The sequence below is a fragment of the Williamsia herbipolensis genome, assembly GCF_000964005.1.
GTDB lineage: Bacteria > Actinomycetota > Actinomycetes > Mycobacteriales > Mycobacteriaceae > Williamsia_A > Williamsia_A herbipolensis.
Genome location: NZ_JXYP01000029.1, coordinates 73,302 through 94,425 on the forward strand (window position 1 = coordinate 73,302; position 21,124 = coordinate 94,425).

25 protein-coding genes are annotated in these 21,124 nt (G+C 65.8%); 17 read left to right on the forward strand and 8 right to left on the reverse strand.

What is annotated here, in order from left to right:
- Positions 1–8: 8 nt before the first annotated feature.
- From TU34_RS15955 to TU34_RS15965, 3 genes are read left to right on the forward strand one after another with little or no spacing between them, the layout of a single operon-like run.
- Positions 9–1,382 (forward strand): lipopolysaccharide biosynthesis protein, encoded by a 1,374-nt coding sequence (locus TU34_RS15955; RefSeq protein ID WP_045823887.1) that lies wholly within the window; start codon positions 9–11, stop codon positions 1,380–1,382.
- Entirely contained in the window at positions 1,379–1,927 is a 549-nt protein-coding gene (locus tag TU34_RS15960) for a DapH/DapD/GlmU-related protein (protein ID WP_052688974.1), read from the forward strand. Before TU34_RS15955 ends, TU34_RS15960 begins: the two co-directional genes overlap by 4 nt.
- A 42-nt stretch (positions 1,928–1,969) precedes the next feature.
- The gene (locus TU34_RS15965) at positions 1,970–3,130 is read left to right on the forward strand and encodes an acyltransferase family protein (RefSeq protein ID WP_082080350.1); all 1,161 of its coding nucleotides are present in this window, start codon (positions 1,970–1,972) and stop codon (positions 3,128–3,130) included.
- Between the two features lie 5 nt (positions 3,131–3,135).
- Here TU34_RS15965 and TU34_RS24355 read toward each other — a convergent pair whose 3' ends face one another.
- The gene (locus TU34_RS24355; protein ID WP_238981351.1) at positions 3,136–3,462 is read right to left on the reverse strand and encodes a hypothetical protein; all 327 of its coding nucleotides are present in this window, start codon (positions 3,460–3,462) and stop codon (positions 3,136–3,138) included.
- On the opposite strand from TU34_RS24355, the gene TU34_RS15970 reads away from it, so the two are divergent.
- On the forward strand, positions 3,358–4,059 hold the full coding sequence (locus TU34_RS15970) for an FkbM family methyltransferase (RefSeq protein WP_238981350.1): 702 nt from the start codon (positions 3,358–3,360) through the stop codon (positions 4,057–4,059). The genes TU34_RS24355 and TU34_RS15970 overlap by 105 nt on opposite strands.
- 7 nt (positions 4,060–4,066) lie before the next feature.
- Here the strand turns inward: TU34_RS15970 and TU34_RS22405 are convergent, their stop codons facing one another.
- Together TU34_RS22405 and TU34_RS15980 are read right to left on the reverse strand one after the other, a co-directional pair.
- On the reverse strand, positions 4,067–5,269 hold the full coding sequence (locus TU34_RS22405; RefSeq protein ID WP_052688975.1) for a glycosyltransferase family 4 protein: 1,203 nt from the start codon (positions 5,267–5,269) through the stop codon (positions 4,067–4,069).
- Positions 5,269–6,234, reverse strand: a complete 966-nt coding sequence (locus TU34_RS15980) for an NAD-dependent epimerase/dehydratase family protein (RefSeq protein ID WP_082080351.1) — start codon at positions 6,232–6,234, stop codon at positions 5,269–5,271. The genes TU34_RS22405 and TU34_RS15980 overlap by 1 nt, the downstream gene beginning before the upstream one ends.
- Before the next feature lie 154 nt (positions 6,235–6,388).
- Between TU34_RS15980 and TU34_RS15985 the strand changes: the two genes are divergently transcribed.
- Positions 6,389–7,165: an SGNH/GDSL hydrolase family protein gene (locus tag TU34_RS15985; protein ID WP_045823891.1), complete on the forward strand. Its 777-nt coding sequence runs from the start codon at positions 6,389–6,391 to the stop codon at positions 7,163–7,165.
- A 10-nt stretch (positions 7,166–7,175) separates the two neighbouring features.
- Here TU34_RS15985 and TU34_RS15990 read toward each other — a convergent pair whose 3' ends face one another.
- Both TU34_RS15990 and TU34_RS15995 read right to left on the reverse strand, forming a co-directional pair.
- Entirely contained in the window at positions 7,176–8,090 is a 915-nt protein-coding gene (locus TU34_RS15990) for a sialate O-acetylesterase (RefSeq protein WP_052688977.1), read from the reverse strand.
- Between the two features lie 34 nt (positions 8,091–8,124).
- On the reverse strand, positions 8,125–9,177 hold the full coding sequence (locus TU34_RS15995; RefSeq protein WP_045823892.1) for an LLM class F420-dependent oxidoreductase: 1,053 nt from the start codon (positions 9,175–9,177) through the stop codon (positions 8,125–8,127).
- A 141-nt stretch (positions 9,178–9,318) separates the two neighbouring features.
- On the opposite strand from TU34_RS15995, the gene TU34_RS16000 reads away from it, so the two are divergent.
- Positions 9,319–9,720: a VOC family protein gene (locus TU34_RS16000; RefSeq protein ID WP_045823893.1), complete on the forward strand. Its 402-nt coding sequence runs from the start codon at positions 9,319–9,321 to the stop codon at positions 9,718–9,720.
- 183 nt (positions 9,721–9,903) lie between these two features.
- On the forward strand, positions 9,904–11,082 hold the full coding sequence (locus TU34_RS16005) for an NADH:flavin oxidoreductase/NADH oxidase (protein ID WP_045823953.1): 1,179 nt from the start codon (positions 9,904–9,906) through the stop codon (positions 11,080–11,082).
- Between the two features lie 36 nt (positions 11,083–11,118).
- On the opposite strand, the gene TU34_RS16010 is transcribed toward TU34_RS16005, so the two are convergent.
- Entirely contained in the window at positions 11,119–12,006 is an 888-nt protein-coding gene (locus tag TU34_RS16010; RefSeq protein WP_150116570.1) for a cutinase family protein, read from the reverse strand.
- A 441-nt stretch (positions 12,007–12,447) separates the two neighbouring features.
- Between TU34_RS16010 and TU34_RS16015 the strand changes: the two genes are divergently transcribed.
- The 5 genes from TU34_RS16015 (at position 12,448) to menE (ending at position 15,906) form a co-directional block, all read left to right on the forward strand.
- The gene (locus TU34_RS16015; RefSeq protein WP_045823954.1) at positions 12,448–13,683 is read left to right on the forward strand and encodes an inorganic phosphate transporter; all 1,236 of its coding nucleotides are present in this window, start codon (positions 12,448–12,450) and stop codon (positions 13,681–13,683) included.
- A 33-nt stretch (positions 13,684–13,716) separates the two neighbouring features.
- Positions 13,717–14,001: a hypothetical protein gene (locus TU34_RS16020; RefSeq protein WP_045823895.1), complete on the forward strand. Its 285-nt coding sequence runs from the start codon at positions 13,717–13,719 to the stop codon at positions 13,999–14,001.
- Between the two features lie 7 nt (positions 14,002–14,008).
- A complete protein-coding gene (locus TU34_RS16025) occupies positions 14,009–14,314 on the forward strand; it encodes a DUF3349 domain-containing protein (RefSeq protein ID WP_045823896.1) in 306 nt (101 codons plus the stop codon).
- 102 nt (positions 14,315–14,416) lie between these two features.
- Positions 14,417–14,752, forward strand: a complete 336-nt coding sequence (locus TU34_RS16030; RefSeq protein WP_045823897.1) for a DUF3349 domain-containing protein — start codon at positions 14,417–14,419, stop codon at positions 14,750–14,752.
- Positions 14,749–15,906, forward strand: coding sequence for an o-succinylbenzoate--CoA ligase (menE, locus tag TU34_RS16035; RefSeq protein ID WP_082080353.1), 1,158 nt, complete (start codon positions 14,749–14,751; stop codon positions 15,904–15,906). Before TU34_RS16030 ends, menE begins: the two co-directional genes overlap by 4 nt.
- A gap of 14 nt (positions 15,907–15,920) precedes the next feature.
- Here menE and TU34_RS16040 read toward each other — a convergent pair whose 3' ends face one another.
- The gene (locus TU34_RS16040) at positions 15,921–16,145 is read right to left on the reverse strand and encodes a hypothetical protein (protein ID WP_045823898.1); all 225 of its coding nucleotides are present in this window, start codon (positions 16,143–16,145) and stop codon (positions 15,921–15,923) included.
- A gap of 104 nt (positions 16,146–16,249) precedes the next feature.
- Here TU34_RS16040 and TU34_RS16045 point away from each other — a divergent pair, with 104 nt between their 5' ends.
- Both TU34_RS16045 and TU34_RS16050 read left to right on the forward strand, forming a co-directional pair.
- Positions 16,250–16,522, forward strand: a complete 273-nt coding sequence (locus TU34_RS16045) for a hypothetical protein (RefSeq protein ID WP_045823956.1) — start codon at positions 16,250–16,252, stop codon at positions 16,520–16,522.
- Between the two features lie 92 nt (positions 16,523–16,614).
- Positions 16,615–17,202 (forward strand): hypothetical protein, encoded by a 588-nt coding sequence (locus TU34_RS16050; protein ID WP_045823899.1) that lies wholly within the window; start codon positions 16,615–16,617, stop codon positions 17,200–17,202.
- A 6-nt stretch (positions 17,203–17,208) separates the two neighbouring features.
- On the opposite strand, the gene TU34_RS16055 is transcribed toward TU34_RS16050, so the two are convergent.
- Positions 17,209–17,856 carry a nitroreductase family protein gene (locus TU34_RS16055; protein ID WP_045823900.1) on the reverse strand — a complete coding sequence of 216 codons (648 nt, stop codon included), beginning with the start codon at positions 17,854–17,856 and terminating at the stop codon, positions 17,209–17,211.
- Between the two features lie 319 nt (positions 17,857–18,175).
- Here TU34_RS16055 and TU34_RS16060 point away from each other — a divergent pair, with 319 nt between their 5' ends.
- The 3 genes from TU34_RS16060 to TU34_RS16070 are packed head-to-tail and all read left to right on the forward strand — an operon-like array spanning position 18,176 to position 21,113.
- A complete protein-coding gene (locus tag TU34_RS16060) occupies positions 18,176–18,853 on the forward strand; it encodes a response regulator transcription factor (RefSeq protein WP_045823901.1) in 678 nt (225 codons plus the stop codon).
- On the forward strand, positions 18,820–20,043 hold the full coding sequence (locus TU34_RS16065) for a sensor histidine kinase (RefSeq protein ID WP_052688978.1): 1,224 nt from the start codon (positions 18,820–18,822) through the stop codon (positions 20,041–20,043). The genes TU34_RS16060 and TU34_RS16065 overlap by 34 nt, the downstream gene beginning before the upstream one ends.
- Positions 20,025–21,113 (forward strand): hypothetical protein, encoded by a 1,089-nt coding sequence (locus TU34_RS16070; RefSeq protein WP_052688979.1) that lies wholly within the window; start codon positions 20,025–20,027, stop codon positions 21,111–21,113. Before TU34_RS16065 ends, TU34_RS16070 begins: the two co-directional genes overlap by 19 nt.
- Positions 21,114–21,124: the final 11 nt, after the last annotated feature.

Genomic DNA, 21,124 nt, shown 5'->3' on the forward strand with positions numbered 1-21,124 from the left:
GGCGACCTATGACCCGCGACGCGCCCGACCCTGTGGAACTACTACCCGGGGCGACCAGCTCGGGCGCGGTCAACCGCGCGATCGTCGCCGGATTCGGCGGCAAAATCGCCATGACCGTCCTCAACCTCCTCGTCGTCGCGATCGCCGCGCGATCGCTCGGTACGGCCGGATTCGGTGTCGTCGCCATCCTCACCGGCCTGGTCACCACGCTCGGCTTTCTCGATCTGGGGATCGGGAACAGCACCATCTCGACGATCTCTTCGAGTCTCTCCGCTGGAGACCTGTCCCGCGCGAGACGCGATATCGGCATCGCAGTGGTGACCACCGCGGCGATAGGGGCAGTGGTCGCTGTCGCCGGAACGCTGGTGGCACTAGCCGTACCCCGCGCGCTCCTCTTCGAGACTCCCGGCATCACCGATCTCGATCTACGGCTGTCGATCGTGGTGTTCGCACTCGCGCTCGGCATCGCCATCCCGGGAACCCTGGGCTCGCGGATCTGTCTTGCCCGTGAACGCGGCGCGGTCAACAACTGGTATCTGGTCGCGGGGGCGGCCGCCGGCGTCGCAGCGACCGGAATCTGCGCTCTTCTCAACGCGTCGCTGTGGCTCTTCGTGGTCGCGACCGTACTCGTGCCCACCATCGCGTTGGCGGTTCAAACCGGCGTCTACCTGTCGGTTGCCGCCGGTGCGATCTCGCCGCTCTGGGATGCGGTGTCGTGGAAAGCGGTTCGGGCCGTCGGTCATTCGAGTTTCTACTTCATGGTTCTCGGGGCCTGTTCAGCCGTGTCGTTCCAGACCAACACCCTTGTGGTGGCCTACGTACTGGATTCCCGAGCCGCAGGCATTCTGGGGATCGCAACTCGCGCGTACTCACTCGTATCGACGCTGTTCGTCGGGGGCCTTCAGCAGAGTTGGGCGAGTTCGGCGAGGGCGATGGCACAGGGAAACATCACGTGGGTACGCGTGAACTTCTGGCGCGTCTTTCGCGTCACCGGTATCCCCGTCCTCGTGATCTCCGCGGTCCTCGTCGTCATCGGTCGTCCGGTGATCGAGCTGTGGGCGGGCGGGGACTCGATTCCACCGCTCGCGCTTCTGGTCGCCTTGGCGGCGTGGACCTGCTACAGCTTCGTGATGACGCAGATCAGCTTCCTGCTCAACGCCGCTGACGTGTTGCGTCCGCAGGCGATCCTCTCTGCCGTACTGCTTATCGCGACAATTCCACTGTCTGTCTATATGACCCGGCACTTGGGACTGGAGGGCTCCACATTGGCGATGCTCCTCGCGCATCTCTGCATCGCCGGGTTCCCCTTCGTTGTGATGGGCCGCAATGTCCTACGCCGACCCGATGGTATTCCGCAACGAAACTCCTGGAGCGCCACATGACGAACCCCCCGGCGCTCGCGGCCGACCAACTCTGGCCCACCACCTCGACCGTGCGCGAGTTCATCAGACGCGACCGCGCCGCCAATCCGCGAGACCCGAAGGCGCAACTGGTACTCGTTCTCCTACGCGCCTGCCAGGTGGTGATGCGCGATCGCCGGAATCCGACACTGCCGGGGAAGGTGCTCAGCGCCGCGTATCGCGCGCTGACCGAGATGGTGTTCGGTATCGAATTGCGACCCAAGACCCGTGTGGGGCCGGGCGTGAGCATCTATCACGGCTACGGATTGGTAGTTAACGATCAGTGCGTCATCGGCTCCGACGTGAAGCTACGGAACGGCGTGACCATCGGACACGCACATGAGGGCGGACCGGTGCCGACCATCGGCGACGGTGTGTCGTTCGGCGCCGGCGCTATAGCCCTCGGAGGAATCACCATCGGAGGGGGAGCGACCATCGCAGCAGGTGCCGTCGTGGTCAAGAGCATTCCTGACGGGGCCACAGCAATCGGGAATCCCGCCACCGTCCGGCCCTCGCCGATGCGATGATTCGCCAGGCCAAACTACCTATTCAGTAGCTAGAATCACGCGATGGCAGCGATCGTCGGTTCGGACAGACCACACATCCGGCATCTGACCGGGCTACGTGCCATTGCCGCTTTCGCCGTCATCACGGTTCATTATCAAGAGATCCTCTACGCCCTCGCACCCATTACTCGGCACGCGACAAAGCTGATCAACGGCGGAGGGCTGGGTGTGATGGTGTTCTTCACCCTCAGCGGTTTCATCATCGCCTATACCTATCTCGATCGACTCCATCCGTTCTCCTGGCCCGAATACGGCAGGTTCATGTGGGCGCGGTTCGCCCGTATGTACCCGATCCACCTCACTGTGCTGCTCGGGATTCTCGTGCTCTGGCTCGTTGCAGGTCGTGTGGGTGTCACACTCCCCAACCCCGAGTACTACCGCGCGAGTTCTTTCGCCGTGAATCTGGCACTGCTTCAGGGGGCCTTCCCGGCGAACCCATGGAACGCGCCGGCGTGGACACTCACCTATGAGATGGCCGCCTACATAGCTTTCCCACTGCTCGCAGCACTACTGGTGAGGATCCGGTCGGTCTCCCAGGCCTACACAGGCGCCACGATCGTCGCACTCGCCGGCACCGGAGCGCTCATCGGCGCCTACAGCTATACCGGCAACCAGAACATCGGCGGGCCGATGTTCTGGATTCACGTCGCCACCGAGTTCGCCTGCGGCGCACTCATGTACGTCGGCTGGCAGAAGGCAGGATTTGGTGTGTCGATCCGGTGGGACGTCGCGGGCGTGATCGGAGCCGTCGCGCTTGCGGTGGTTCTGTGGGAACGCGGGGATTCGATCACCTTGCAGCTCGCGGTGGTTCCACTGGCCATCTTCAGCGTGATGGCGGTGGCAGGCTCATCCGGTCCCCTGCGTGGCTTCCTCAGCTCCCGCCCGCTCGAGTGGCTCGGGCGCATCTCCTTCTCGCTGTACCTTCTGCATGTGACCTGTCGTAGCGTTCTACGACAGCTCATCGACCCGAACGATTTCGTTGATTCGTCGCTGGTCGTACGTCTGGGCGTCATCATTTTGTTCTTCGGCGCATCTGTGGTCTGCGGCGCTCTTCTGTACCACCTTGTCGAGGAGCCCGCCCGAAAGTGGCTACGGAACTGGCTGGCTCGGAGAACAGCCGCGCAGGCCGCCCCGGTTGACCGAGAAGCGACCGCTCAGAGGTGAACCACTCACGAGCTGCCGGCCTCCTGATGAATCTCCTGGCCGCTGAGATTTCCGCATCCGATCGCGCCGTCGTGCGAAAACTGCTGAGCCTTCTCCGGAGAACGGTTGTCAAACTCCATGATCCGCCGATCTCGTACCGCCTCGACAGGGTCGACATCCTCATACCTCTGAGCCACGACCTGCCGATCAACCGGGCCTTCTTCCCGAAGTATTCGGCCAACTTGGGGGTGGCCGCCGCCGGCATCAGCCGGGTCCGCAATTTGGACCGCCCACTGCGCGTCATCGATATCGGGGCGAACGTCGGCGATTCTGTCGCCATCATCGAAAGCCACACCGCAACAGAGGCTCTCTGCGTCGAAGGCGACCCGGTGTACCTCCCCTACCTGGCCTGGAACGCCTCGGCGTTTCGATCGGTGGCGATCGAGAACTGCTACATAGCCTCTGCAGATGTCGAACTCGCGACCACCTCTGTCAATCGAGGCGCCGGGACCGCACGACTGGTCACCGAGTCGACTGCTGCAGAGTCGATCCCCGTGCGCACCATCACCCAGATCCTGCAGGATCACGTGCAGTTCGCCGATGCCGATCTCGTGAAGATCGACACCGACGGACACGACGTCGGCATCATACGATCGATGTCGCCCTGGCTTAACGCGGCGCATCCTGTCGTGTTCTTCGAGTTCGACCCCCGGCTCACCGAGGAGGTGAGCGGACACGACGCCGCGGCGATCTTCCACGAACTCGAGGAGCTCGGCTATCCGGAGGTCGCCGTCTACGACAACCTCGGAGCGATGGTGGGCAGATTCGCCTCCGGCGACCCCAGTCTGCTCGAGATGAGCTCGACTCTCGGCAAACCTGGACAGCCGCCCTATTGGGACGTCGTAGCCGTGTCCTCGGCGGACCGTGAAGTCCTCGACACTCTCCGCTGAGGCCGGCTCACGATGCCCACGGCTGCGCATCGATCACCGCGGCGAGGCGATCACGAAAGCTCTGTGCGCCGAACTCCCGCTGTGCCGTCGCGAACGCGTTGTCTGCTCGCGCTTGCGCACCCTCTGGATCGGTGAGCACCTCACGCAGCTTCTCTGCGAGATCATCGGCGTCACCGGGCACGAAGAGCAGACCGTTTTCCCGGTCCGACACCACCTCCGGGATCCCGTTGATACGACTGGCCACAATCGGCGCACGTGAAAACATCGCCTGCGACACCACCGTTGGCAGATTGTCGTACCACTCAGAGGGAACGACGAAGATCCCGGCAGACCTCAGTTCATCCCATACCTGCTCGCCGTACCGGCTACCCAGCCAGACGACGTTGGCCAGACGTAGACGCTGGGCGTACGCCTGCGCCTCGTCGAGATGGTCACCGACCCCGACGATTCGGAAGGTCACGTCTGGATCGCTCACCTGAAGCCGGCCGGCGGCGTCGAGCAGCGTGAAGATGCCCTTCTCTCGAACGATGCGCCCGACGAACAGAACTGTTCGGCCACGCCCGTTCGGGGCCGGGACGTCCTCGGGCGGTTTCGGCGCCCGCACCCGAACTGTGATGCGTGGATGCGCCGCCAGCCACGGACGAAGCTTCTCGATGAGGAAGTCTGTCGAGGGTAGGTAGGTCTGGGCCCCCCACCGCCACAGCCCGAGCACCTTCCACAAGCGGAGACTCGAGGCGAGCAGCGCTGATTGGATCCGGCTCCCGCGGTAGCACCGATAGCGGACCGCGTTCGTGAAACTCCCACCGAGACAGCGCTCGCAGATCGAGCCCTCGGTGAAGAGGATGCCGTTGGCGCACATCACTCGGTAGTTGAGGAGCCGTTGCATGACGGGAACACGCGCGAGTCGGAGTGCGACGTACACCGAGGGTGACAGGAGCGGGAAGACGTTCTGCACGATCGCGACATCGGGGCCGAATCTTCGAGCGGCCCGGAACACTCGCACGAAGCTTGCCGGGTTGAAGTAGATGGACACGAGCAGATAGGGAGCGAACACCATGCGCCGCAGACGTGACGACGGGATCTCGTCGTTGTGTTTCGTCAACACCAACGTCTCGTGCCCGAGGTCGTCGAGTGCGGCAACAGTCTCCTCGAAGGCGTTGTCCTCTCCGGCGTAGAGCTGATAGAAGTTGTGAATCAACAGTATTCGCATCAGTGTGTCCGAACCTGCGCCGTGTCGGATTGCATCCAATTCCACACGTTCGCCACACCCGTCGAGAAAGGCGTATCGGCAACCATTCCGAAGTCTGTGGCCAGCCGCGAGCAGTCGAGAACCACGTGTTGAACGAACGAGCTGGGGACCGGCCTCCGGGTCAGTTCCGCCGAATACCCCGTCACCGCCTCGATAGCCGAGATCACCTCCAGCACAGTCATTCCCACGCCTGACCCGCAGTTGTACAGATCGTGCGGCAGATCAGGTGTATCGAAGATCGACGCCATGCACGTCACGAGGTCACGAACATATATGTAGTCGCGCACCATGTCGCCTTCGCCCATGACGGTGAGCGGCCGACCCGACACCAGCAGATCGAGAAAGGTGGGCACGATGCCGAACTGGCCGTTCTTGGAGGCCTGGCCCTCACCGTAGACGTTGGAGATCCGGAGGCTCAGCGAGTCGAGTCCGTGGCGAGCCCTGAAGTAGCGGAGGTAGCTCTCGATGGCACTCTTACCGATCGCGTAGGGCGACAGCGGCTCTATCCGATCCGTCTCGGAATGTCGTTCTCGCTGGACATCTCCATAGATCGCTCCGCCGGTGGACGCATAGATGACCCGTCTGACCCCTTGTTCGACGCATGCCTCCAACAACAGGACCGACATGCGAACGTTCGTCTCCACGTCGATGAACGGGTTCTCATCCGAGCTGGCGGGCGTGGTCAGGGAGATCAGATGGAAGACGTAGTCCGCTCCGGTGATCGCCTCGTTGATCGTGCTGCGGTCCAAGAAGTCGCCAACAACGTGCCTGAATACGTCGGAATCCGGGTGTGGGGCACGTCGTCGTCCGAAGGTGGTCACGTGGTGGCCACGCGCGAGAAGTTCGTTCACGAGATGAGTTCCGATGAATCCCGACCCGCCCAGCACTGCGCACCGCGTCATCTGTGTCGTCCTCCGTTCGCCCATGCAGACGCCGAGTGATCCGCCAGCGCTTCGGGTGTTCTGAGGCTACGCGCCGGGTCTCCAGTGCGGCGCCCATCGGGCGCACCTCATCCGTGTGGTCTGTCCGATGGACAGTTTTCGAGATGTCGAACCGTGCTGCATAGGTGACGATTCATCCATGCGATCCGGCTTCCCCGCGACGAGATGGGCGTTCCAGCTCGCAGTGGTCGCCTGCGCTCTGGCCCTGCTCACGGGAGTCGTGGTCACGGAGGGTCGGGAGTTGAGTCCGACCGATCCTTCGCTCTCCGCAGCACAGATCGACGAGCTCACAGACCCCTGGGCCGGGCAGGTACACGCGCTGGCTTTCGGCGATTCGTACTTCACCGGTTCTGACGGGGTGACCCGGTCGCAGACGTTCGGCCGGATCGCGCTCAACGGACTCGGCTACACCGTCACCCAGTCCGGCCATGGGGGAACTGGATACGTTGTCGAGTCACGCGTCGACGGATGGCCCGACTTCGTCAGTCAGGTGAGCGACTCCGCGCTCGGCGAGTTGCCAGTGCCGCCGATCTCGGTGGTGTTGCTCGAAGGTGGGGTCAACGATGCTCTGAGCAACGTGCCTGCCGCTCTGATACGAACCAACGCGGCTTGGGTGATGGCCAGCCTGCGGGATCGCTACCCTCTTGCGAAACACGTCGTCCTAGGTGTCCCACCCGACCGTGCGGGTCGCCTGACCGGCCCCCGCGCCGCGATCAACGTCGCAATCCGTGCCGCAGCGCTCGCCACGCGATGGACCTTCGTCGACATGCGCCAATTCATCACGCCCGCAACCGGACCGACGATCATCGGACCGGACCGACTCCACCCGACCCTCGAAGGGCATCGGAAGCTGGCGTCGATGCTGTCCGAGCGGCTCGCTCCCTTGGGCGTCGGACGCGTGCCCACCCAGAAATGAACGTCGCGGCTCAGGGCTGCGCGGCCGTCATCTCCTGGTAGGTCGCGAACATCCGCCGACCGATGATGCGGCCTGCTTCGGCGGTGAAGTGGGGATCTTCTACGACGCCGGGAACACCGGGCGACCCGTTGAGCATGCCGTCGGGCGGCTCGACGAATCGTGCGTTGGGATGTCGGTTGGGGGTGTCCTTGTGGACGGCGTCGATGCCGGCGAGTTTCGGCGGACCGAATCGCATGTACTCCGGGCTGAGGCCTCCGAGGATGAACGGCACCGGTCCGTACCGGACCCGTAGCGTGGCGATCAGAAGGTCGAACTGCTCCTGGTAGAGCTCTGCCGGGGTGAGCGGACCGTCGGATTCGCCCTGGTGCCAAAGGATTCCGCTCAACGGCTGTCCGCTGAACTTCAACGCCGAGTCGATCTGCTTGCAGGCGTACTTGAACAGGTTGACGCGCACGTCGGTGTTCGCCGGGTTCCACGAGTAGCCGTTCTTCGGCCAGAACGACGTATCGCCGCGCGCCGTCGGCACCAGCAAGACGGGCTTGCCGGAGGCGTCGGCGAGCAGTGAACCGAACTCGGTCGCGAAACCCACGCCGTTGGTGGGCACCTCGTGGATGAGCGGATCGATCGCGGCGAGCGGCTTGCGGCCGCGGTACCGCCCGCACCCGGGCCACTGGTGCACCCGGGGATTCGGCGGAGTGGGCGTGGTGCCCCCGACCTCAATACCGGCACCGGCCGCGTTCGACTGCCCGAGGATGGCGATCACCGTGTACGGCTCGTCGAACGGTTCGACCGGCGTGCCGGTCGCGATGGCCTTCTTGACGATGGTCTTCGCACGCATCAGCATCTGCAGCTTCAGCGGATAGTCGCCGTGGATCGCGCGGTCCTCGTCGTAGGTACGCAGTTCGGGATCGAACGGTGACGGCATCGAGTTCCTTCGCGGGGTCGGGCAGTTGGCGGTACTAGCTGATCATCTCCTTCAGGAGTCGAATCTGCTGAACGTTCGCGGCGTGATCGACATCCATCGGCGTGGCCAGGGCCATCGTGACACCACCCGCTTCGAACGCCTGGACGCGGTCTTTGACCTCTGATGCCGATCCGATCAGCGAGATCTGGCGCACCAGGTCGTCGGGCACGGCGTCGGCGGCCTCCTGCTTCTTGCCGTCGAGGTAGAGGTCCTGGATGGTCTTGGCCTCGTCGACGTAGCCGTAGCGCACGGCGAGATCGTTGTAGAAGTTCTTGCCGCGGGCACCCATGCCACCGACGTAGAGCGCCACCTGGTGCGAGACCAGCGCGCGGGCGTTGTCCTTGGCGGTGTCGTCGTCACTGATGAGCAGTGCGGTGGTCACCGAGATCTGCAACTCCCCCAGCTCGGCGTCGCGCTTGGCCTTGCCGGCCTTGAGCGGTTCACCGAAGGCGGCGTCGACGTGATCGGGGTGGAAGAAGATCGGCTGCCACTCCTCGAACTTCTCCGCGGCAAGCGCGACATTCTTCGGTCCGATCGCGGCCAGGGCCATCGGGATGCGATCGCGGATCGGGTGGTTGATGAGCTTGAGCGGCTTACCGAGGCCGGTGCCGCCGTCCTCCTTGGTGAGCGGCAGCTTGTAGTACTTGCCGTCGTACTCGACGCGCTCGCGCTTCCACACCTTGCGGCAGATGTCGGCGTACTCGCGGGCACGACCCAGCGGGGCGTCGTACTTCACGCCATGGAAACCCTCGATGACCTGCGGGCCGGAGGCACCGATGCCGAGCACGGCGCGGCCACCGGAGATGTAGTCGAGGCCCGCGGCGGTCATCGCGATGTTGGTGGGCGTGCGGGTGAACAGCGGCAGGATGCCGGTGGCCAACTCGAGGGTTTCTGTCTTCGCCGCGATGTAACCGAGCTGGCTCACCGCGTCGTAGCTGTAGGCCTCCGGGACCGCCACGCGGTCGAGGCCGGCGGCCTCGAACTCGAGCAGGTTGTTGATGGTCTCGCTGAAATCTCCGGCGTAGTTGATGCCCATACCGATTCTCATGCGACTGCCCTTCCTCGACGTTGAGGTCGATGATGCCCGACCGCCGATCCGCCGCCGGGAGCACACCTACCATAAGTGAGGTTACGGAGGTTGGCCACGGTTTCCTTCATGGACAGCTGCGCCGATGGGTAGACAGGTCGCATGGAGATCCTCAGCGCACGCGTTCTGCTCCGGCCCCGAGATCCCGAGACGACGTTGCGGTTCTACCGAGACTCTCTCGGGCTCGCGATCGCTCGCACCTATCCGGGCGGCGTGGTGTTCTTCGCGGGATCAACTCTCATCGAAGTCGCCTCGCACCTGAGCGACGACAGCTCCGACGACACGACGACCGCGTTGTGGCTGCAGGTCCGCGACATCGAGGCGGCCCAGAAGAACCTCATCAACCAGGGCGTCACGATCGACCGCGAAGCCCGCACCGAACCGTGGGGCCTCCGGGAGATGCACATCGCCGATCCGGACGGTCGTCAGATCATCGTCGTCGAGATCCCAGCCGACCATCCTCTGCGCAGCGATCAACGCGCACAACCTGTTTCGCACAGATAACAAAGGAGCGCAGCAGGCAGAGGCGCCTCACTCATCAGGGACGGTGGCGGTGAGGAAAGAGTTACAGCACGCGACCGAAACACGTAACGAGCGCGCACAACACAGCTGGTGAACTTGTGGACATCGCAGCCTCCCGAAGTCGTGAGCCGCGGTTTCATCGTCGTGCCGATCCAGGGGGATCCCATGCCCAATCTCTTCTCGCCCTACACACTCAAGGGCGTCACTCTTCGCAATCGAATCGTCATGTCGCCCATGACGATGTACCGCTCCACCGACGGGAAGATGGACGACTTCCACGTCAGCTACCTCGGCGCCCGCGCCGCCGGCGGGTTCGGGCTGGTTTTCCCCGAGCAGGTCGCCATCACGCCGGACGGTCGTACGTCGACCACCTGCTCAGGGATCTGGAAGGACGACCAGATCGAGGGTCACAAGCGCGTCACCGACACCATCAAGATGTTCGGCGGCGTCGCGGCCATTCAGCTCGGCCACACCGGCCGCAAGGGCAGCGAGGTGCCGAAGTACAAGACCATCGACGGGTACCCCGGCGGATCGCAGCTGCCGCCGGATCATCCGCAGGGCTGGACCTGCAGTGCGCCGTCGGCCATCCCCTACGGCGGCGACCACTCGTTCCCCGTCCACGAGCTGACGAGGGACGAGATCAAGGATCTGTACAAGAGCTACGCGGATGCGGCGCTGCGCGCGGTGGATGCCGGCTACGAATGGCTCGAGATGCACTATGCGCACGGCTATCTCGGCGCGAGCTTCTTCTCGCCGCTCGCGAACCAGCGCACCGACGAGTACGGCGGCAGCCTCGAGAACCGCACGCGGTTCCACCTCGAGGCGCTCGACGCAGTGCGTGAGGTGTGGCCCGCCGAGTATCCGTTGACGATGCGCCTCGGGGCCGATGATCTGAACCCCGACGGCACCCAGTTCGAGGACGCGATCACCGCGATCGGGTGGATGAAAGAGCACGGCCTCGATCTCGCCGACATCTCACTCGGCTTCAACACCGACGACATGCGCAACAACCCGATGGGCGAGCAGGCGTTCATGCTCTCGCGGGCAGAGCGCCTGAAGTCCGAGGTCGACATCCCGATCGCTACGAGCTGGAATCTCGGAGTGCCGGAGAAGGCCGATGAGGTCATCCAGAGCGGGATCATCGACCTCGCCTTCCTCGGCCGACCGGCCCTGTCGAACCCGCATTGGCCGGTGTGGGCCGCTCGAGAACTCGGCTACGACAACCCGTTCGAGCTGGTGCCCGATGACTGGCGGTGGTGGCTGGAGAACTTCCGCGGCCACGAGCCCAGCATCGGACTACCCGCTGCCGCCGACATCACGCTTGACGAGGAGTCCGCCGCCTGACCGTTGGCACGAGCCACCTCCTACCGAATCTCGGCATCAGATGGCGGTGAGACCGAACGCCCGGTTGTACTTCTCGGTGGCCCAGCGGATGTCGCTGCGAAGGGTCGAGGCGAGGACCTCGAGCTCGGTCCGCGCCAGCGGCGGTGTGGTGGCCGACGTTTGGAACTTCGTGGTCTCGGCGAGGTAGGTCGTGTGCGGGTGGCCGGTGATGTCGGTGCCGACGCGGAAGTCGCACACGGGATCCCTGGAGTGACAGACCGACATCCGCCGAACGCCGGGGAGGGCATAGAACGCGTCAGCGCTCCGCTCGTCGACACCGCTGACGAAGGCGCCGACCGGGTTCCGCCACACGCCTTCTCCGCCGTCGCCGGTTCCCCTGACCCCGTCGGCGCCGGGCTTCTGCATGGGGTCGCCCATCAACAGCACCGCCGCCACCGCTGAGCGTTTTGCCAATTCGACCGCCACCCCATGGGCGACCGCAGCCCCCTGTGAGAACCCGACGAGCACGGCCATCGGTGCGCACCCGGGGCTGCCCTCGGATCGTGCGGTGTCGTAGGCGGCGACTGCCGTCGCAATCCCGGATGCCACCGACCGACCGAAGCTGCGGTGCCGGATCCCGTCCGCGGTGCCGACGGCCTGATACCCGCTGCCGACCGACAGGACCGGGACCGCGCGAAGCGCCACCTGATCGCGGTACGTGGCGGTGAGCAAGCGGCTCAGCGTCGCGCCCTCCCAGCCGTCGGTCACCATGTCGCCGTAGCCCTGGGGGCCGATACTGCCGTCGCCGCTCCCCCGGATCGGGATGACCACCGCCGGCGCGCACGACGCTGGTGTCGCGAGAGCGGGAGCAGCGGGAACGGCGAGGAAACCGATTGCCGAGAGCCCGACCACAGCCGCCGTCCACGAGCGAATCCTCCACCGCACACCGCCGATGATGCCGCACGACCGCTCGGCCAACCCACGCCTCAACTCGGCGACACGAAACGCTTGATCACGCGTTGATCAGTCCCGGGTCCACGTGCAGGCCGCGCAGGTGCACTCGGGTTCCGGGGCCTGGCGACGCCGCCGCGGGACTCGGTCACCGTCGCCGATCCGCGGCGCGATCAACGCGGCCACCAGAGCGACGAGCCGATGCACGAACATCCCTCCACAATCCTCCGTTCAACCGACAATTGCGAGTAACAAATCGGTCTCTCAGTAACTCTTAAGACCCACCCGGCTGGCCGCCATTCACGCACCAGCGATTCGGCCAGATGAACAATCGGTAAACGCCGGCTGTAGTAAGCACAAAGCGCCTGGTCAGACCGTGAGTAACAGTCACGATCGCATGGACATTAACGCTTCGTTAGCACCACAATGAGCGCCATGAGCGCAGAGATGCTGATCCTGGTGCTGCTGGTCGTCACGGCACTGGGATTCGACTTCACGAACGGCTTCCACGACACCGGAAACGCGATGGCGACCTCGATCGCAACCGGTGCATTGAAGCCGAAGGTCGCGGTGACCATCGCGGCGGTTCTGAACCTCGTCGGCGCTTTCCTGTCGGTTCAGGTCGCGGCCACCATCACCAAGGACGTCCTCAAGATCCAGCAGACCAAGGGCCCGGGCGCGGGCGACCTGGTCAGCGGGCTCGACGGCCAGAAGGCGCTGGTCATCATTTTCGCCGGCCTCATCGGCGGCATCCTCTGGAACCTCTTCACCTGGCTGTTCGGCCTCCCGTCGAGCTCCTCGCACGCGCTGTTCGGCGGTCTGATCGGCTCGGGCCTCGCCGCCATCGGCACCTCGGGCGTCAACTGGGAGGGCATCACCCAGAAGATCATCATTCCGGCGCTGCTGGCGCCGGTGATCGCGCTCATCGTCGCGGCGATCGGCACCTGGCTGATCTACGCCATCACCGCGAAGATCGTCGACTCCAAGAAGGAGGGCGGTTTCCGCACCGGTCAGATCGCGACCGCCTCGCTGGTCTCGCTGGCGCACGGCACCGGTGACGCACAGAAGACCATGGGCGTCATCGCCCTCGCCCTCATCGCCACCGGTCACCTCTCGGCCGGCTCGGTCAGCGAAGGCCTGCCGGTCTGGATCGTGTTCTCGTGCGCCATCGCCATCGCTGCGGGCACCTACCTCGGCGGCTGGCGCATCATCCGCACCCTGGGCAAGGGCCTCGTCGAGATCAAGGCGCCCCAGGGTCTGGCCGCCGAAGCCTCCTCGGCCGCAATCATCCTGACGTCGAGCGCCGCCGGCATGGCCCTGTCGACCACCCACGTCGCGACCGGCTCCATCCTCGGCTCCGGCGTCGGCAAGCCCGGCGCCTCGGTGCGCTGGAGCGTCGCCGGCCGCATGGTCGTCGCCTGGGTCACCACCCTTCCGCTCGCCGGACTGGTCGGTGCCGCCACCTTCTACATCGCGAACCTGATCGGTGGTGCCCCCGGCGCCATCGTCATCTTCGCCATCCTCGTGGTGCTCGCCGGCTACATGTACTGGCGCGCACAGCAGCAGAAGGTCGACCACAACAACGTCAACGCCGAATGGGACGAGTCGTCGAACACGGTCATCCCGGCCGAGATCGCCGCCGAGTCGCCGTCCACCGTCGGCTCGCGCTGATCGCCGGACACACACAGAACCAGGAAACCTGAGATGGAAACCTTCGAAGCGATCTTCAAAGTCCTCGTGATCGGCCTCGTCCTCGGCGCCGGACTGCCCGCGGTGTTCGCCATCGGCCTGCGCCTCTATGCCGCCGGCTCCGGCGACGTGAACGCCGACGGCAGCACGTCGGCCTCGAATCCTGCTCTGCGGGCTGTGGGTATCGCGCTGTTCGTGCTGATCGCCGCGGTGATCGTGGTCGGGATCCTCTGGATCACCCGCACCACCATCAACTACCACTTCGGGGTGAACCTCTTCCCGTTCGCCCCGGTGAAGTGAGGACCCGATGACCGAGAGCAACACGTTCGAATCGATCCTCGGCTGGCTGCGCGAGGGGTACCCCGAGGGCGTGCCGCCCAAGGACTACTTCCCGCTGCTGGCGCTGCTCAAGCGCTCGCTCGACGAGGAGCAGGTCACGCGCGCGATCCTGACGGTGTTCAAGGAGCATGGCACCGATGACCCGGTCACCGAGGACCAGATCCGCGACGCGATCCACAAGGTGATCGAGATCGAGCCGAACCCCGAGGAGATCAACCAGGTGGCGTCGCGCCTGGCGTCGGTGGGTTGGCCACTGGCGGCGCCCGCGCGCTGAGCGCACCCTGGGCCCACCAGCCTTCTTGTGGGAAGATCGTGCGAACGGCGTGCAGGGAACAGCGCCGTCTGACACCTTGTCCATGCATGCCGGGAGGGACCCATGGACCGACCGCAACTGATGCGCTCGATCATGAACTGGTTGCGCGCCGGATACCCCCACGGCGTCCCGCAGCAGGACTATGTTCCGCTCATGGCCCTGCTACGCCGACAGCTCACCGACGACGAAGTGCACGAGATCGCCGACTTGCTCGTCGCCGAGTTCGACGCCGACCCCACCCATGAACCGATCAGCCGAATCGACGTGGGTGTCCTGATCACGAAGGTGACCGACGAGATGCCGTCGGACGCCGATGTCGAGCGGGTGCGAACACTGCTCGAAAAAGCGGGGTGGCAGTTCGACACCGACCAGTCCGGCGAGACCCCGGGCCCGTCGTGAGAACCCTCACCGCACTCCCCTTGGCGTCGGGCCCGGCGGTTCTCGATGCCGTCGACGACCTGCACGCCATCATCGACGGGTCGATTGCTGCGCTGCCCGTGCCGGCCGGTGATCCCCGCGAGATCGAACGGCTCACGTCCGCCCTGGGCGCCGGCGAGCAGATCGACGACGACATCGCGCTCGTGATCGCCACCTCGGGCACCACCGGCGTCCCCAAGGGTGCGCTCCACACCGTCGCCACCCTGGCCGCGTCGGCGGCCGCGACCGATGCGCGCCTCGGCGGGCCGGGCGGTTGGCTGCTCGCGCTGCCGGCCCACCACATCGCCGGGTTGCAGGTGCTGTTGCGGTGTCTGCGGGGCGGATTCACACCAGTGGTCATCGACGTCGCCCGCGGTTTCGACCCGGCAGATCTGATCCGCGGTATCGACGCGATCGAGGGCCCGCGTCGATACACCTCCCTGGTGCCGACGCAGCTCATCAAGGTGCTCGACGACCCGAATGCGACTGCTGCGCTGCGCGAGGTCGACGCCGTGCTGATCGGCGGCGCCGCGACGCCACAGTTGTTGCAGCAGCGAGCGATCGACGCGCAGCTACCGATCGTGCGCACCTACGGGATGAGTGAGACCTGCGGGGGCTGCGTCTACGACGGCGTTCCGCTCGAGGGTATCGAGATCGTCCTGGACTCGGCGAACGCCGATGGCGTCGGACGGGTGATCCTGCGTGGACCGATGGTCGCTCGCGGATACCGGAACGTGGCGGACCACAGCGCGTTCGCCGCCCCGGGCGAGTACCGCACCGACGACCTCGGCCGTTTCAACGACGGCGTCCTGTCGATCATCGGTCGGGCCGACGAAGTCATCACCACCGGCGGCCTCACCGTGGTCCCCCAGGTCGTCGAGGCGGCCATCCTCAGCGATCCCGCGGTTGCCGAATGTGCCGTGTTCGGTCTACCCGATGAGCGTCTCGGCGAGAAAGTTATCGCGGCAGTGGTCCCGTCGATCGGCGCCACCATCGACCCCGAACGCGTACGCGCCGTCGTCATCGAACGGCTCGACCGGTCTGCGGCACCGCGCGACGTCCACATCGTCGATGCGCTCCCGCTCCGCGGACCGGGCAAGGTCGACCGGGCAGCGCTGCGGCTGTCGCTGAGCTGACGCTCGAATAGTCGCTAGTACACGCCCCCTGCGCGGATGCGCAGTACCTCGTCGACACCTGCGATCACATTGCCGCGATCGACGTTGCGCAGCTGGTCGACACACCCGAACGGTTGGGTACTGTGCGCCGCTGCATCCTCAAACGTCAGGATGTGGCCTGGAAGATCGCCGTGCTTGATGCGCTCGTCGATCTCGGAGACGACCCGTTCGACCAATTCTGTCCATTGCCCATGACTCATAGAACCCCTCTCCCCGGCCGCGATGATAGCGATCGAACGCCGCGATGGCGATCGCCAGAACCCGACATTCCACCCCGGGAGTTCTCATCCAGCACACTGGTCACATGCCCATCGCGCCGGACTTCTTTTACGCACTGGTGATCATGAACCTGCTGTTCGTGACCGCCGCGTGGTCGCTGGCCCGGCCCGGCGTGGCCTCCTCGGCGATCCTGACGACCGTCGCGGTCGTGTGGGTGCTCGCGAACGGCCCCATCGAGGGCCACGTGATCCTCAGCTTCACCCTCCACCACGGCGTCACCGAATCGGATCTGCTGTCCGTGATCGCCGTTGCGATCGCTGGAGTCGGCGTGTGGCGCGTACGACGTTCGCGGATCTGATCACGTCGGTCACACGTACGACAAGGTCTGTCGCGTCGTAGAGTCGTCAGTTAGCGTAACGAGCAAATACCCTCGTCTTCGGGAGCGCTGCCGTGAACAGAACCCTGCGATCGACCCTCACGACGACCTGCATCGCCGTCGCCATCGCGACGCTGTCGGGTGCCGTGGCGACTGCGAAACCCGAGCTGCCGCAGCCCCTTGTGTCGCAACTGCAGTCGCTCACGGGAATCAGCCCGAACGCCGACACCACGCCCTCGTTCATCCGGAACTCCGGCACCGTTGCGCACGTGACGTCGGTCGGCAACACGGCCACCATCGTGTTCACCGCACCTGACCGCGGCGACTGCGGCGGCGGGGTGGTGAAAGGGACCTACGAGGACCTTCTCAATCTCCCCCCGACACCCGAGTCGCTCACCTATCTGGCCGACATCCCGGGACCCGATCTCTTCCAGTTCTACTCACCGAGCGTGATCGGCTCGAAGTACTACCCCACGATCCCGCCCGAGCAGCTCTCACCACATACCGTCGTCGCGACTCTGCCCCCGGGGCAGTACACGGTGTTCACCTTCTGCAGCATCATCGGACCCGACGGCGAGACCACGCCAGGCCTCAGCAAGTACTACGCCGACGAGTTCACACTGCCGTCGGCGACGCAGACCCCCGCGTTCGGTAGTTCCTGACCGCCGTCACCAGCGATCGATGTGCAGCACCTCGTCGAGGTCGGCGCGCGGGGCGGGCTTGAAGGTGTCGCCGGTGTAGTACGCGGTGGGCAGAAGGGCTCCCTGGTGGAAGCCTGAGGGGATGTCGAGGATCTCGGCCACCTCGGCCTCACGGTTGAGATGCAGTGTCGTCCAGGCCGTTCCGAGTCCGCGGGCGCGGGCGGCGAGGGCGTAGCTCCATACCGCCGGCAGCAGTGATCCCCACAGTCCGGCCTGATTGCCGGCGGGCAGGTCCTTGCCCGCCTTGATGCACGGGATCAGGAGCACCGGCACCCGGCCCATGTTCTCCCCCAACACCTCCACACTGGTGCCCACGCGACGCTGCACCTGCGAGCGATCCGGGTCATCGGCGAACAGCTTTGCCGCCGACGCATGCGACGCCAGGTACTTCTCGGTCTCCTGCCGATAGATCTCCCCGACCTTCGCTCGCTGCTCGGCGTCGGTGACCACCACCCACTGCCAGCCCTGCCGGTTCGAACCACTCGGCGCCTGCAACGCCACCTCGAGGCATTCGCGGATCAGTTCCATCGGCACGTCGCGATCGAGGTCGAGTCGCTTGCGCACGGTGCGCGTGGTGGTGAGCAGCTCGTCGGGGTTCAGATCCAGAATCGTCATACGCCCACAGTGCCAGGCCGATCGCCGAGCCCGTCCGGCACTGCGCAGACGCATGCTGGATCAGACCCGAGCCCGGAAGCCACTTCCCGTGAGAAGGCCCGGCGCCCGTGTAGTTCGTTCTCACTACATTGGGGCTGCGTCGTCGGGTACAGCCGGCTCCGCGCAGGTCAGCGGGCGATAATTCTTCAGTGATCTCGATGATGCGGCGCATTCGCAGACGGCTGCGCACGCGCCTGCCCTATGAACTTGCGATTGTCATAGACCACCCCCGCTGTCACTCTCGAGGCACGGCGGCAGGAGCGTCCGGGACAGGCACCCGATGACCGAGAGCCCATCGGCCACCGCCGGTCGGCCCGCCCGGATCGGAGTCATCGATGATCACGAGATCGCCATCCTCGGGCTCAAGGCGATGATGGAGACCACCTCCGACCTCGCCTTCGTCGGCGGCGGTGCGACCGTGAAGGACCTGCTCGCCATCACCACCGACCTCGATCTGGTGGTGCTCGATCTGCGGCTCGACGACGGAAGCTCCCCCCGCAAAAACGTCGAGGAACTCCGCGCCCACGGCATCGAGTGCCTCGTGTACACCTCGGCCGAAGAGGCCTACCTCGTCCGGTCTGCCGCTGCCGCAGGCGTTTTGGGTGTCGTGCGCAAATCACCGCGCGCCGTGGAGATCCTCGAGGCCATCCGTGCCGCCGTGCGCGGCGAGACCATCGCGACCATGGACTGGGCCGCCGCCATCGACGCCGACGAGGAGTTCGTGGAGGTCAACCTGAGCCCTCGTCAGCGAGAAGTGTTGGAGCTGTACGCATCCGGGGAAGCCAACGCCCGCGTGGCGAAGCTGACCGGACTCTCGGTCGACACCGTCAGCCAGTACCTCGGCCGCATCCGCAGCAAGTACGCCGCGGCCGGACGGCCCGCACCGACGAAGACCGACCTCTACAAACGCGCAGTGGAGGACGGATGGCTACCGATGCCTCGCCGGCCCCGCGACTGACCGAGCGCTCGCCGCGCGCCGGTGAACGAACGCCCGGCGACGCCGAACTGCGCATCACGCGACAGTTCGCGATCTTCGTCGGCGCCGGTTACCTCGCATACGGCGCATTGTGTCTGGGAAACATCGCGAAATCGTTCGACTACATGGCCGGCTGGTGGGCGTTCGGTGCGCCGATCGTGGTGTTCGGCAGCGGCATCGCCGTCGGCGTCGTCGCGGCCGTCAACGCGCGACACCTGGTGCGCCCCGCCATCATCGTGGCCGTGATCGCCTATCTCGTCGCGGCCCTCCTGGTTCCGGTGGCGTGGAAGAACGGGATGTACAGCGACGAGCGGGGCCTGTGGTTCTCGCAGTTCCCGGGCCTGGTGGGTGTCGCGATCGGTGTCGGCTGGCCGCGGGGACGGGCCCTGCTGTATCTCCTCGTCCTCACCACCGTGGCCACGTTCATGTCGCGGGTCGTGCGTCCGTCCGACCTCGTCGTGCCGCTGGGCCCCGACCTCGCTTTCGCCTTCGCCTACTCGATGACGTTCACCGCCGCGGTCATCATCGGTGCACGAACGGCCCGACTGCTCGATGAGACCCGCGCGGACGCCTTTCACCTGGCCGCACGCGCCGCCGCTGCGCGCGCCCGCGAGTCCGAACGCGCCCGCTTCGACGCACTCACCCATGACGGCGTCATGACGGCACTGCTCGGCGCCGCCCGGATGGGCACCACCGATTCCCTACGGTCACTCGCCTCGAACACGATCGCCGAACTCGGTGTGGAACAGAGCGCCTCGTACGCCCTGCCCGCCTCCGCGGCGATCGCCCAATTGCAGAGCGCTGTCACCGACATCGACGACACCGTCGCGTTCACCGACACGCGACGGCCGCCGCTCGGTCTCACCGCGTACCCCCAGGATGTGGTGCGCACGATGTCGGCGGCGATGGCCGAGGCCGTCCGCAACGCGCTCCGTCACGCCGGTCCCGATGCGGTCATCGCCGTCCAGGTCTCGGTCGCGGCGAATCAGCTGAACGTCGAGATCACCGACGACGGAGTCGGATTCGATCTCGGCCGGGTGCCACCGCACCGCCTCGGGCTGGCGGTCAGCGTCCGGGGCCGCATGGAACAGCTCGCCGGAGGCGAGGCCACCATCGACTCCGCTCTCGGACGCGGCACCCGGGTCACCCTCACGTGGACGCAGCCGTCATGACCGTCGCCTCGACCACCCGATTGGCTGCCGACGATCTCCGCGACGCGGGGTCCCTCATCGGCCTGCACACCACGGGAGCGAAACTCCTCACGGCGATCTATGTGGCGCTCGTGTCGGCCGCGATCCTTCTGGTGACACCCGACGACGCCTCGTCGCTCATCGGCACCGCCGTGTCGCTCGTGGTGTTCGGCGCGGCGACGGCCGGCATCGTCGTGGCCCGCCAGGACCCGCTGCCGTTACGCGCCGCCATCCCCATGGCCTGTGCAGGTGCCGTGGGATGCGGTGTCGCGCTGGCCACCCTCGACGCGTCGGCGAGGGCGGCCGGCCTCAACTGGATGCATGCAATGGGCACCGCGGTGCTCTGTTTCCTCTGTGTCCGTGGCCGGACGGCGCTCGCCTGGGCCGGGATGGCGCTCATGCTGGCCGCCTACCTCGTGGCGGCGATCGTGGGACCGATGCGTGTCGGGGTGGGGCCGCAGGTCACCCTGATCGATGTCGCGCCGTTGTCGATGGCGACGGTGTTCAGTTTGACGTTGCGCCCCAGCGCGACACTGATCTTCGATCTCCGGAGGTCGGGCGCACGGCGGAGTGCAGAACTCGCCGCCCAGACCGCCGCCGCGGCCGAGCGCGACGCGCAGATCGCCGAACTCGACAAGCTGGCGCGACCGATGCTCGACCGGATCGCGGCCGGCGACGAGCTGACCTCCGCCGAGCGGGAGACCTGCGAGCTGCTGGAGGCGCACCTGCGCGACCGTCTGCGTGCACCCGGACTCGCGACGCCGGAGGTCGCCGACGCCGCGCGTGCGGCCCGCAGCCGAGGGGTCGAGGTGATCCTCCTCGATGACGATCCTCTCCGGTCGGCCTCGGTCGACGCCCTGGTGCGAGTGCGTGCGGTGATCGTCGACGTCCTCGAGTCGGCGACATCAGGTCACGTCCGCGTGCGGCTTCTGCCGCCCCACCGCTCGGCCATGGCGTCGATCGTGAGGCGCGACGGCGGCGACATCGACCGACGTGATTTCGGTTCCGACGGCACCGAGATCGTGCGCTCACCGATCGACGTCGACGCCTGATTGCGTGTCCC